Here is an 11,771-nt window from a genome sequence, read left to right on the forward strand (position 1 = left end):
CTCTCGCGGCCGGGACGATCGACGGTGCCGGCGCGGTGCGCGTCGCGCGGGCTGCCCTCGCCACCGGTGAGGGTCACCGTCACCGGGCCGGGCCGACCTGGAGCCGACGACGCGGTACTTCGTCCGAGCGGGTCGTGCGCCGGCTCATGGTCGAAGGCGGCGCGACGATGCACACTCAGTTCGTCGAGGCAGGTCCGGCCGACGAGCTGCACCTGGTGCCTGGCCCCGTTCTTCGTGGCGGACCGCCCGGCGCGCCGCTTCGTCGCCGGCGGTCCAGGTCGGCAGCCGGACCACCGGGCCCGCCCGGGCGAGGTACGCGAGATGGGGGACGTGGTGCTGCTGCGGTGTGCGTTGTCGGAACGGTTCGGCACCCCATGACCCCGCCGCCCGCCCTCGACCGCCGCTGGCTCCAGGATGCGATCGACCTCTCCCGGCGGTGCCCGCCGAAGGTCACCGCGTACGCGGTCGGCGCGATCGTGGTCGGCCGCGACGGGACCGAGCTGGCGCGGGGGTACTCCCGGGAGACCGATTCCCATGTGCACGCCGAGGAGTCCGCGCTGGCCAAGCTCCGCGGGGTCGACCTGTCCGGAGCGACGATCTACAGCTCCCTGGAACCGTGCAGCGCGCGTCAGCACCGGTCGCCCACCTGCACCGGGCTGATCCTGGCCGCGGGCATCCGTCGGGTCGTGCTGGCGATGCGGGAACCGCCGATCTTCGTGGACTGCCAGGGGGTCGAGCTGCTGGCGGCGGCGGGCGTCGAGGTGGTCGAGCTGCCGGACCTCGCGGACCAGGTACGTGCGATCAACGGGTACGTCATGGATGTGCCGGGCGCCTGAGCCCTGGCATGGCGGACGCGGCGGCGAACCGGCCGGTCACATCCCCCGCTTTCGGTGTGTCATGAGTGGTGGGCGGGACAACCTCGACCCGCCGCGTCAGCACGAGCAGGAGGAGCCATGACCGCCGCCGTCTCCACCATCGACATCGACCGGCCGCCGGACGAGGTGTTCGCGTACGTCACCGATCCCACGCGGTTCGCCGAGTGGCAGCACGACGTCGTGGGCGTACGCCTGGAGTCGGGTGGCCCGAGTGGGTTGGGCACCCGGTTCACTACGACCCGCCGGATCGGCGGGGTCGAGCGCACCATGACCCAGGAGGTGACCGAGGACAGTCCGCCCGGCCGGTGGGCCGTGCACGGGGTCGACGGGCCGATCAGGCCGAGCGTGACCGTCACCGTGGAGCCTCTGGACCAGGGCGCGCGATCGCGCGTGACGTTCGCCCTGGACTTCGCCGGACACGGGGTCGGTGTGCCGCTCGTGCCGATGGTCCGCCGGCTGGCGGCGAAGGGCGCGCCGGCGAGCTACCGGCACCTGAAGGAGCGGCTCGAGACAGGAGTCGCCTAGCCGCCTACAGCCGGTGCCGGACCCAGACGTTGGGCTCGACGTAGACGGCGTGGTCGTGCGCCACGTCGCAGTGCACCGGCACCAGAGCGCCCGGCACGTGCACCGGTCCGCTCGTGTCGAACGGCAGGCCGGTCCAGCGGCGCCAGTCCTCGAGGCTGCCGCTGATCATCATCGATCGGGTGGCCACCCGCTCGATGCGTCCGCCCGCGCGCACGTGCACCCGCAGCCACGGGTCGACGGGCAGGCCGTCGTCGCGGACCCGGGCCGCGTACTCGGTCATCGGCAGCTCGGGGTCGGTGTGCTTGCCGCTCGGGCGGACCGGGGCGACCAGGGTGTCGTACCCCTGTTCGGCGACGGCCTGCCGCATGGCGGCGAGCATCCGGGCGGACAACCCGGCGCCGCGCCGGTCGGGTCGGACGCAGATCTCGATGGCCGACACGATGTTCGGGGTGGCCCCGGTGAGGCGGGTGACGGTGGCCCGTTGGATCGCCCGGTCCCAGCCGCCGTCCGGCAGCTCCGGCTCGGTCCAGCGCAGCGGCACGGCGTACGCCTTCGCGACGGCGCGCCCGGGCTCGGCGGAGTCGACGGCGGCGAACACGAACTCGGGATAGAGGTCGTGGGCGACGTTGTAGTAGATGCCACCCATCGGATCCCAGAGCATGAACTGCGGCCACGCCCCGTCGAAGTCCTCGTCGAGCAGGGCAGCGAGGTCCGGGCGGTCCGCCAGGCTCATGATGTCGATCGTCACGGAGGGACACCGTAGGGCGGCCACCGGGGCGGCGCATCCCATTTCACGGCCCACCCGGGACGGCCGTGGCTGCTCAGCCCCAGGCGGCGGACCTCTCGACGGCCGCCGTCAGCGCGGCCCTGGCCCCGGCGGTCAGCTCGGCCACCAGATCACCCGCCGGCGTCTCCGTCGCCAGGGCATGCGCCTGACCGGCCCACTGGTTCGCCACCGAGGCGTCCCCGCTGCCCTTGGCGGCGGCCAGCAGCGGGCGGGTGAGGTGCAGGACCTGCGGGTAGCCGACGGGTGCCGACCCGTCGTGCCGGCGAAGGAAGTCGTTGACCACCCCACGCGCCCGCTTCCCGGTGAACGCGCGGCTCAGCGCGGTCGGCGCGGTGCTGGCCACCGCCGCCCGGTGCATCGGGGAGGTGCCCGCCTCCGGGCAGCGCAGGAAGGCCGTACCGAGCTGGGCGGCGGTGGCACCGGCGGTCAGCACGGCCGCCACCCCGGCGCCGTCGGCGATGCCGCCGGCGGCCACCAGCGGCCGGTCGCAGCGGGCGGCGACCAGCCGGAGCAGGGGCAGCACCCCGTAGTCGTCGTCGTCCGGCAGGCCACCGCGGTGCCCGCCGGCCTCGGTGCCCTGCACGACGACGGCGTCCACGCCGAGCCCGACCGCTTCGGAGGCGGCGTCGGGGCTGGTGACCGTGGCCCAGACCTCGGTGCCCCGTTCCCGCAGGGCGGCCACCGCCGCCCGGTCGGGCAGCCCGAACACTAAGGACACCACCGGCACCGGGTCCGCGAGCAGGGCGGCCAGCTTCTCCGGGTACGCGTCGTCGCCGCCGACCGGTTCGCCGAGCGTCACCCCGTGCCGCCGGGCCTCCGGGGCGAGCCGCTCGGCGTACGCCCGGACGGCGGCCTCGTCGACCGCACCGCCGCTCGCGTCCGGCAGGAAGACGTTGACGCCGAACGGGCGGTCGGTGCGGGTACGGACCTCGGCCACGTCGGCGGCGAGCCGGTCGGCGCTGATCATCCCGGCGGCCAGGAAGCCCAGGCCACCCGCGGCCGAGACGGCCGCCGCGAGGGCCGGTGTCGACGGGCCGCCGGCCATCGGCGCGGCGACGATCGGGCGAGGCAACACGGACAGCACGGACATCCACCCATCCTGCCGGATCGCCGTCGCTCCCACGACGTCGCAGCCCGAGGCGGGTGTTCCGTCGCCGCCGGCCGCCGTGGGGTCCCCTCCTCGTGGTGGTGCCGTTAGCCTCAGCGGGTGGATCGATGCGACGAGTGCGGTTTCGACTACGCCGGCGTCTCCGCCGCCGACCTGCCGCGGCTCCTGGCCGCGGTCGGTGAGCGGTACGCGACCGCGCTGGGCGGGGTGCAGGACCTGCGGCGGCGACCGGCCGAGGGGGTGTGGTCGCCACTGGAGTACACCTGCCACGTCCGGGACGTGCTGCGGGTCCAGACCGATCGGCTGGTCCTGGCGCTCACCGTCGACCAGCCGGAGTTCACCCCGATGGGACGCGACGAACGCGCCGTCACCGACGCCTACAACGAACAGGACCCGACGGTGGTGCTCGCCGCGTTGGCCACCGCCGCGACCGACCTGGCGACCCGGTTCTCCGCACTCGACCAGGCGGACCTCGCCCGCACCGGCGTCTACCCGTGGCCGGAACCCCGGGCCCGGACGCTGCTCTGGCTCGGCCAGCACACGATCCACGAAACCGAACACCACCTGCTGGACATCACCCGCGCCGCCGGGGCCGAGCCCGCCCGCTGACCCGTCGCCGAGCCCGGGTGAGCGGTGCCGCGCGGAGCGCGCGGGGTCGCGGCAGACTGACCCGATGTCGTCGACGATGCTGGTGGTCGGCCCGAAGCTGGCGGTGACCCTGGTCGTGCTGACCGCCGTGGCGGCGGCCGTGGCCACCGTCGGCCGGCTCGGGCACGGCCGCCAGATCGTGGTCGCCGCCGTCCGCGCGGCGGTCCAGTTGGCGGCGGTGTCGCTGCTGATCGCCGCCATCGTGGCGTCGCTGTGGGCCACCGCCGCCTTCGTGGTCGTGATGTGCGCGGTCGCGGCGGGCACCTCCGGCCGGCGGATCACCGGCGGGGCGCGCGGGTGGTGGGCCGCCGTGCCGATCGTGGCCGGCAGCCTCTCCGTCGTGCTGGGTCTGCTGCTGGCGGGCCTGGTGCCGGCGCGCGGGATCGCGGTCATCCCGGTCGCCGGGATCCTGATCGGCGGCGCGATGACCGCCACCTCGTTGGCCGGCCGGCGGGCCCTGGACGAGCTGACCGGCCGCCGGGGTGAGGTGGAGGCGGCCCTGGCGCTGGGGCTGCTGCCCCGCGACGCGGTGCTGCTGGTCTGCCGTCCGGCGGCCGGCCAGGCGTTGATCCCGGCGCTGGACCAGACCCGCACGGTGGGCCTGGTGACCCTGCCCGGCGCCTTCGTCGGGATGCTGCTCGGCGGGGCGGGTCCGCTCGCCGCCGGGATCACCCAGCTGGTCGTCCTGGTCGGGCTGTTGGCCGTGGAGGCGGTCGCGGTGGTGCTGACCGTCGAGCTGGTGGCCCGCGGGCGGCTGCGTCCGACGCCGTGACCGGCCGGGCCGGTGCCGCGGCTGCCCGCCGGCGATCCTCGGCGCCACCCGGCCGGACCGCTCACCCGGCCGACAGCTCGGCGCGTACCGGGGCCGTCGGGACGTCGCCGCCGGAGGCGGTGGCCGGCGCGAAGCCCCGGAGGATGAGGTACCCGGCGAGGCTGACCTCCCAGGCGAACACGGGCAGCGCGGCGAGCGAGCCCCAGGTGGAGACCTGCTCGTAGAGCCCGAACAGCACGGCGGTCGCCGAGGCGCAGATGAGCGGCCCGCCGATCAGCCCCAGCACGGCGATGGGCCGGGGCACCAGCCGCGACCGGTACAGCAGGTGGGCGAGCAGCAGGCTGTTGGCCCCGAGCGCGACGTTGGGACCGAGCAGGAACGCCCAGTCGTGGAGGGCGACGAGTGCCCGGGCGGCGGTGACGAGTGCGGCGTCGTCGGTGCCGGCCGTCCCGGCGACGTCCCGGCGCAGCGTCACCACCGACAGGACGCTGAGGATGCCCACGACGATGACGACCGCCTCCAGGACGCGTACGCAGAGGTAGCCGAGAGCGGCGGCGTGGTGCTGCCGCCGGACGACCGGGTAGAGCGTGACCGCCGTGCCGACGATGGCGCCGACGAGGATCAGCTCGAAGAGCCCGCCGAGCAGCACCCGAGGGGCGGCGCCCGCCCCGAGGACGTAGTCGGCGTCGGTGAGCACGGGGCGGTAGAGCAGCAGCCCTGCGATCGCGGCGATCTCGGTGATCAGGAAGAACACTCCCGCGGTCACCGCGGTCCTTCTCGTGGGGCTCATGTCGACTCCTGTCCGCGGCCGGCAGGTGTACGCCGTACACCTGAGTACGCACGGAACCCTAGGTGTACGCTGTACACCTGTCAAGCGGAAGTGGGAAGGGCGAGCCGGTGACCGAGCAGAGCGAGGCCGCGCGTCGCCCGCTGAACACCGACCGGGTGCTGCGCGCCGCCGTCGCGCTCGCCGACACCACCGGGATCGACTCGCTCAGCATGCGCCGGCTCGCGCAGGAGCTCGGCGTCGTGCCGATGGCGCTCTACAAGCACGTCGCGAACAAGGAAGAGCTGCTGGACGGCATGGCCGACGTGGTCGTCGGGGAGATCGACCCGCCGGACCCGGACGTCGACTGGAAGAGCGCCGTGCGGCAGCGGATCCTGTCCGCCCGACAGGCGCTCCTGCGTCACCCGTGGGCGTCGCGGGTGATCGAGTCACGTACCCGGCCGACGCCGGCCACCTTGGCGTACCTCGACTCGATGATCGGGATGTTCCGGGCCGGCGGTCTCTCCGTCGACCTCACGCACCATGTGATGCACGCGCTCGGGAGCCGCGTCCTCGGGTTCAGCCAGGAGTTGTTCGACGACGGCGCACCGGGCCCTGACCCGGGCACGCAGGCGGCCGCGCTGCGGGAGATGTCGCGCAGGTATCCCCACATCGCGGAGGTCGCGTCGCGGGCCGACCACGACGGGCGGTCCGTCGTCGGTCCCGGCTGTGACGACCAGTTCGAGTTCGAGTTCGCTCTCGACCTCCTGCTGGACGGGTTCGACCGACTCCGGCGGCAGGGGTGGAGCTCCACCGCCACCCAGCGGAGCCAAAACCGGTCGTAGGCCCGCGCCCGGCCACCCCGGGCGGTCCGGTGAGCACCCGGTCGCGGCCCACCGTGGGTACGGCGAATGCCCGTTGCCGGGTCGGGTACACCAGCCGCGGTGTGCCGACGGCCCGGGTGACGACGTCCCGGCGCCGGGGCCGCCTCGTGCCGGCCGACCGGCGACCGGTCACGGCTGCGCGTCACCACAGGAAGGGATGGCTCGGAATGAAGGTCAGAAGCTCCCTGCGGTCGTTGAAGCAGAAGGCGAACTCGATCGTGGTCCGCCGCCGAGGCAAGCTGTTCGTGCTCAACAAGGCCGACCCGCGCCAGAAGGCGCGGCAGGGCTGAGTGGCGGCCCCGCGCGGCGCGCGGGGCCCGCCCGCGGGCCCGACGTCAGCGCAGCAGCACCGGTCCGGCGTCGATCCGGGTCCGGAACAGGGCGTACGGCTTGCGCCGCAGGTCCTGGCCACGCTGGTACGTCGGCTGGCGGTGCAGTTGGTTGGCGGTCACGTAGAGGTACCCGTCGGTGGCGATTGACATCGTGTCGGGCCAGAGCAGCCGGGGATCGTGGACCAGCGTCTCGTACTCGCCGTCGGCGCGGCGGCGCAGCACGGCGTTGGCTCGTACGAGGTGAGGTACAGCCGGCCGGCATCGTCGGACTCCAGCCCGTCGGAGCCGCCGCCCTTGTCGCCCTCGTGGGCCACGGACGCGGCGACCAGGCCGTCGTCGACCGCCGGGTCGGCGAGCGCGTCGGTGGACACGCTGTACCAGTGCCGTGAGGCGAGCGGGCAGTAGTACAGCCGGGCGCCGTCGTGCGAGATGGCGATGCCGTCCGAGCCCATCGCGATCGGCTTCGGCGGGCCGTCGGCGGGGCGCTCCAGCAACGGCCGGCCCTCGACCACCGGCCGGAACGTCGCCAGCGGCTCGGCCTTGGTGGACGGGTGGTCGTGCAGCCGCCGCCAGGACGCCCCGGAGGCCAGGTCCACCACGATGATCCCGTTCGGGCCGGAGTGGGAGGAGTCGGTGATGTAGGCGGTGCCGCCTTCGCCGCGCCGCAGGTCGAAGCGCACGTCGTTGAGGTACGTCGTGGGCAGCGCCACGTCGGTCGGGAAGGTGATGACCTGGCCGACGCTGTCGGTGTCCAGGTCCACCCGGACCAGCTTCGGCCCGCCGGGGGCGGTGGGTCGGAACATCGGGCTGCCGGTGTCGAGCACCCAGAGCCGGTCGGCGGGGTCGACCACGATGCTCTGCACCGACACGAACCCCGTCGCGTCGTCGTCGCCGGACGGGCTGTTCCACCGCTGGTCCGGGAAGGGCACCTCCGCGCCGTCGCGCAGTTCGACCACCGTCGCCGGCACCTCGTCGCCCCACTGCGGGAAGTTGACGAAGACGCGGCCGGTGTGCGAGACGCTGACCCCGGTCGGCATCGGCCCGGTGAAGCGGTGCACGAGTTCCAGCTCACCGAGCGGCTCGTCGGCCACCGGCCCGGTCACGGCGTGGTCCGTCGCGTCCGCCCGCTGGCTCGCGCCGCGAGGGTGCGCGGGCACCGGTGGACCAGGTCCTCCATCGACGTCATCTCCGTTCGGCAGGTGGAGGTCGGTCCTTCCCGCCGCCCGCCGCCGCAAACGCCCGAATCACCACGTGCTCGGCGCGGGTGCCGGTGGCCGGGGCGCACCCCGGCCACCGGCACTGAAGGGGATCAGCCCTTGAGCGCCACCGCGACCGCGTCGGCGAGGGTGGTGGTGGGGCGGCCGGCGAGGCGGCGCAGGTCACCGCTGTCGGTGGTCAGCTCGCCCCGGGCGATGCCCCGGTCGCACTCGGCCAGCGTTGCCGCGTACGGCTCCGGCAGGCCGGCGGCGACCAGCGCCGTCGCGTACTCCTCGGCCGGCAGGTCGCGGTAGACCACCTCGGTGCCGCTCTGCCGGGTGATCTCGGCGGCGAGTTCGGCCATGGTGAACGGCTCGTCGCCGCCCAGCTCGTAGACCGCGTTCTGGTGGCCGTCGCCGGTCAGGACGGCGGCAGCGGCGGCGGCGTAGTCGGCGCGGGTGGCGGCGGCGACCCGGCCGGCACCGGCGCTGCCGAGGACCGCGCCGTGCTGGAGCGTGGTGGCCAGGTGGCCGGTGTAGTTCTCGGTGTACCAGCCGTTGCGCAGCAGCACGTACGGCAGGCCGGAGGCCCGGATCAGCTCCTCGGTCGCCTGGTGCTCGGCGGCGAGTCCGAAGGTGGCGGTGTCGGCCTTCAGGACACTGGTGTACGCGATCAGGCGTACCCCGGCGGCCACGGCGGCGTCGATGACGGCGCGGTGCTGCGCGACCCGCCGCCCGACCTCGTTGGCCGAGACGAGCAGCAGGCGCTCGGCGCCGGCGAGGGCGCCGGTCAGGGTCTCGGGGCGGTCGTAGTCGGCCTCCCGCACGAGCACGCCCCGGGCGGCCAGGTCGGCGGCCTTCTCCGGGGTGCGGACCGCGGCGACGATCTGCTGGGCGGGAACGCCGCGGTCGAGCAGTTCGGTGACGACGAGGCGGCCGAGCAGGCCGGTGGCTCCGGTTACGACGATCATGGTTGCTCCTCGGGATGACGGGTGCCTTGAAGCATGCACTAACTTTTGGAAAGTGCCAACCCGAAGTAAGTGCGGTGGATCGGAGGGTGTCGGCCGGGTACCGTCGAGCCATGACTGCTCCCCTCACCAACCCCGGCGGAGCGGACGCCAGGGACGCCGACGACCAGCTCGTCGCGGACGTCTTCGCCCGTGGGTGCGGCTCGCGTCGCACGCTGGAGAACATCGCCGGCAAGTGGGGGATCCTGGCCCTCTCCGCGCTGCACGAGGGCGCGTACCGGTTCAACGCGCTGCGCCGCCGCGTTGACGGGGTCAGCGAGAAGATGCTGTCCCAGACGCTCCAGGCGCTGGAGCGGGACGGCCTGGTGCGGCGGGACGTGCAGACGACCATCCCGCCGCACGTCGAGTACAGCCTCACCCCGCTCGGGGCCCGGGTGGCCGAGCGGCTGATCGACCTGATCGAGCTGGTCGAGAGCGAGCTGGGCACCGTGCTGGCGGCCCAGTCCGAGTACGACCGGGCGGCGGCGGACCGGAACCGGCGGAAGTAGGCCCGGTCGGCGGAAGCGCCGGGTGGGGAGTTTGTTCCGTTTGCGGCGACGGCGTCGGAATGACGACAGCGTTAACGGAGGCCGGCGGGCGGCCGAACGGTTAGATTCGCCGGCGAGGCTCACCGCAGAGCCAATCCGCTCGGCCTGCCCCGTCGATGTCCGCAGCCCGGCCTCCCCGCGCACCCGCGGGGACGCCCGGACGCGCCACGACGCCGGCACCCGGACCGCCGCCCCCCGGGAGGTCGTGATGTACCAGTCACCCGCGCGCGTCTTCGCCCGGCTCGGCGCCACCGGGCCGGCGACCCCGCCATCGGTGATCATGGGCCGGGCCGTGGTGCTCGGCGCGAGCGTGGCCGGGCTGCTGGCGGCCCGGGTGCTCGCCGAGCACGCCGAGAGCGTGCTCGTGGTGGATCGGGACGAGCTGGGCGCGGGCACCGGACACCGGGCCGGTGTGCCGCAGGGCACCCAGATGCACGTCCTGCTCCCGGCGGGCCGGGACCAGATCGACCGGTGGTTCCCCGGCTTCTCCCGCCAGGCCGTGGCCGAGGGTGCCGTCCTGCTGCCCGCCGCCGCCCGCCGCAGCTACCTCGACGGCCAGCGCAAGGTCCCGGGCTCGGACGTCGACATGATCGCGGCGAGCCGGCCCTTCCTGGAGGAGCTGCTCCGCCGCCGCACGTTGGAGCTGCCCAACGTGACCCTGCTGCCCGGGCGCGTCACCGGCCTGGACTTCGCCGGCACCTCCGTCACCGGGGTACGGCACGAGAGCGCCACCGGCCCGGTCGTCACGCCCGCCGACTTCGTGGTGGACGCCACCGGCCGGTCGAGCCGCCTCGGCGACTGGCTGGAGCAGGGCGGGTGGGAACGCCCCCCGATGCGCCGGATGGCGATCAACCTGCACTACGCGACCGCCACGTTCCGGCGTACCGAAGAGCACCCGGTGCCGGTCGCGGTGCTGGCCGGCTGCACCGCCGCGGCGGGCGGCGACATCGCAGGCGCCGCCTTCTCCGCCATCGAGGGCGACCGGTGGATCGTGATGCTCGGCAGCTACGGCGACGACCGGCCCGGCCGCGACCCGGACGACCTCGTCCGCCGGTGCCGGGAGGACTTCCCCCCGGAGTTCGCCCGGGTGGTGGCCAACGAGATGCTCGGGACGGTCCGGACCTACCGGCAGGCCGACAGCCGGCGCCGGGACTTCCACCGCCTCCGCCGGCTGCCGGCCGGGCTGGTCGCGGTCGGTGACGCGGTCTCCTCGTTCAACCCGATCTACGGGCAGGGCATGTCGTCGGCGGCCCTGCACGCCTCCTGCCTCTCGGAGTACCTCCGCTCCGGCGCCGACCTGCGCCGCCCGGCCCGGGAGCTCCTCGCGTTGCAGCGGGTCGTGGTCGACGCGGCCTGGGGGATGTCCACCTCCGCCGACCTGGCCCGCCCGTCGGTGCCCGGCCCCCGCCCGCCGGGATACCGGATCTCCCGATGGGTGGCCGACCAGATCACCGCCGCGTCGGTGACCGACCCGGTGACCGCCCGGCGCTTCGACGCCGTCGTCGAGATGCGCCGGCACCCGAACTCGCTCGCCGCTCCCCGCACCCTGCTGCGGGCGGTGCGGGTCAACCAGGCCCGGGAGCGCTGAGCGTCCGGGGATGTCGGCCCCCGCCGCTACGGTCGGCGCATGGTCACCGTCGCCGACGTACGGTCGCTGGCACTGACGTTGCCGCGCACCACCGAGCACCTGATCCGCGACCGGGTGAAGTTCCGGGTGGGCGCCATCGTCTACGTCGCGTTCTCCCGCGACGAGACGACGATGGGCTTCGGCTACCCGAAGGAGGAACGCGACGGGCTCGTCGCCGCCGAGCCGGACGTGTTCTTCCTGCCGGGCGCGTCCGACCTGCGCTTCCACTGGGTCTGCTGCCGACTCGACCGGCTCGACCACGACCAGATGACCGAGCTGGTGACCGAGGCGTGGCGGATGGTCGTGCCGAAGTTCCTGGCGCGCCAGCGGCTGGGTGCCTGACGCCGGTCAGCACCGCTGCCGCAGGAAGGCGTAGGTGCGCTCCCGCATCGGCGCGGTGAACACGTGCCCCGCCTCGTACATCGCCAGCTCGACCCGGTCACCGAGAAACCAGCGGGCGCCGGCGAACAGCTCCTCCGCGCCCCGGCTCCACCGGTCGTCGGAGGTGGCCGAGATGAGCAGCGACGCCGGCCCGTACCGGGCGAGCACGTCCTCCAGGTCGTGCGCGGCGGCGAATCCGGGCAGGACGAACTCGGCCTGCACCCCGGTGTCGTGGGTGAGCGAGTACCGGTACGGGATGCAGCCGCAGTGCGACACCGAAGCGGTGATCCGGTGGTCGAAGGCCGGGGCCCACAG

Annotated in this window: 15 protein-coding genes; 9 read left to right on the forward strand and 6 right to left on the reverse strand. The window is 74.2% G+C overall.

Translation table 11 applies throughout. The features are described 5' to 3' along the window. The first annotated feature begins 374 nt into the window (after positions 1-374). On the forward strand, positions 375-836 hold the full coding sequence (locus FHX75_RS26925; RefSeq protein ID WP_154943128.1) for a deaminase: 462 nt from the start codon (positions 375-377) through the stop codon (positions 834-836). 117 nt (positions 837-953) lie between these two features. Continuing rightward, on the forward strand, positions 954-1,400 hold the full coding sequence (locus FHX75_RS26930; RefSeq protein WP_154943129.1) for an SRPBCC family protein: 447 nt from the start codon (positions 954-956) through the stop codon (positions 1,398-1,400). 4 nt (positions 1,401-1,404) lie between these two features. Here the strand turns inward: FHX75_RS26930 and FHX75_RS26935 are convergent, their stop codons facing one another. Both FHX75_RS26935 and FHX75_RS26940 read right to left on the reverse strand, forming a co-directional pair. Next, positions 1,405-2,148, reverse strand: coding sequence for a GNAT family protein (locus FHX75_RS26935; RefSeq protein ID WP_246158677.1), 744 nt, complete (start codon positions 2,146-2,148; stop codon positions 1,405-1,407). A 73-nt stretch (positions 2,149-2,221) separates the two neighbouring features. After that, positions 2,222-3,277 carry a nitronate monooxygenase gene (locus FHX75_RS26940; RefSeq protein ID WP_154943131.1) on the reverse strand — a complete coding sequence of 352 codons (1,056 nt, stop codon included), beginning with the start codon at positions 3,275-3,277 and terminating at the stop codon, positions 2,222-2,224. Positions 3,278-3,394: 117 nt separating this feature from the next. On the opposite strand from FHX75_RS26940, the gene FHX75_RS26945 reads away from it, so the two are divergent. Both FHX75_RS26945 and FHX75_RS26950 read left to right on the forward strand, forming a co-directional pair. Then, the gene (locus tag FHX75_RS26945) at positions 3,395-3,904 is read left to right on the forward strand and encodes a DinB family protein (RefSeq protein ID WP_154943132.1); all 510 of its coding nucleotides are present in this window, start codon (positions 3,395-3,397) and stop codon (positions 3,902-3,904) included. Positions 3,905-3,968: 64 nt separating this feature from the next. Then, a complete protein-coding gene (locus FHX75_RS26950) occupies positions 3,969-4,715 on the forward strand; it encodes an ABC transporter permease (protein ID WP_246158680.1) in 747 nt (248 codons plus the stop codon). Positions 4,716-4,776: 61 nt separating this feature from the next. On the opposite strand, the gene FHX75_RS26955 is transcribed toward FHX75_RS26950, so the two are convergent. Further along, positions 4,777-5,505, reverse strand: a complete 729-nt coding sequence (locus tag FHX75_RS26955; RefSeq protein ID WP_154943133.1) for a DUF4386 domain-containing protein — start codon at positions 5,503-5,505, stop codon at positions 4,777-4,779. 107 nt (positions 5,506-5,612) lie between these two features. Between FHX75_RS26955 and FHX75_RS26960 the strand changes: the two genes are divergently transcribed. Together FHX75_RS26960 and FHX75_RS26965 are read left to right on the forward strand one after the other, a co-directional pair. Next, positions 5,613-6,326 (forward strand): TetR/AcrR family transcriptional regulator C-terminal domain-containing protein, encoded by a 714-nt coding sequence (locus FHX75_RS26960; protein WP_154943134.1) that lies wholly within the window; start codon positions 5,613-5,615, stop codon positions 6,324-6,326. Between the two features lie 206 nt (positions 6,327-6,532). Continuing rightward, entirely contained in the window at positions 6,533-6,655 is a 123-nt protein-coding gene (locus FHX75_RS26965) for a ribosomal protein bL36 (protein WP_154943135.1), read from the forward strand. A gap of 158 nt (positions 6,656-6,813) precedes the next feature. Here FHX75_RS26965 and FHX75_RS26970 read toward each other — a convergent pair whose 3' ends face one another. After that, a complete protein-coding gene (locus tag FHX75_RS26970; RefSeq protein ID WP_246158682.1) occupies positions 6,814-7,800 on the reverse strand; it encodes an L-dopachrome tautomerase-related protein in 987 nt (328 codons plus the stop codon). 206 nt (positions 7,801-8,006) lie between these two features. Continuing rightward, entirely contained in the window at positions 8,007-8,864 is an 858-nt protein-coding gene (locus FHX75_RS26975) for an SDR family oxidoreductase (protein ID WP_154943136.1), read from the reverse strand. A gap of 110 nt (positions 8,865-8,974) precedes the next feature. On the opposite strand from FHX75_RS26975, the gene FHX75_RS26980 reads away from it, so the two are divergent. The 3 genes from FHX75_RS26980 to FHX75_RS26990 all read left to right on the forward strand — a co-directional run bounded on the left by FHX75_RS26980 (position 8,975) and on the right by FHX75_RS26990 (position 11,417). Beyond that, entirely contained in the window at positions 8,975-9,409 is a 435-nt protein-coding gene (locus FHX75_RS26980) for a winged helix-turn-helix transcriptional regulator (protein WP_154943137.1), read from the forward strand. 247 nt (positions 9,410-9,656) lie between these two features. Next, complete coding sequence (locus tag FHX75_RS26985; RefSeq protein WP_211364597.1) at positions 9,657-11,036, forward strand: NAD(P)/FAD-dependent oxidoreductase; 1,380 nt, start codon at positions 9,657-9,659, stop codon at positions 11,034-11,036. A 39-nt stretch (positions 11,037-11,075) separates the two neighbouring features. Next, complete coding sequence (locus tag FHX75_RS26990; protein WP_154943138.1) at positions 11,076-11,417, forward strand: MmcQ/YjbR family DNA-binding protein; 342 nt, start codon at positions 11,076-11,078, stop codon at positions 11,415-11,417. Between the two features lie 6 nt (positions 11,418-11,423). On the opposite strand, the gene FHX75_RS31005 is transcribed toward FHX75_RS26990, so the two are convergent. Then, positions 11,424-11,771: hypothetical protein (locus tag FHX75_RS31005; protein ID WP_170285472.1), on the reverse strand; the 348-nt coding region annotated here is incomplete at its 5' end.

The organism is Micromonospora palomenae (assembly GCF_007829925.1).
Lineage (GTDB): Bacteria > Actinomycetota > Actinomycetes > Mycobacteriales > Micromonosporaceae > Micromonospora > Micromonospora purpureochromogenes.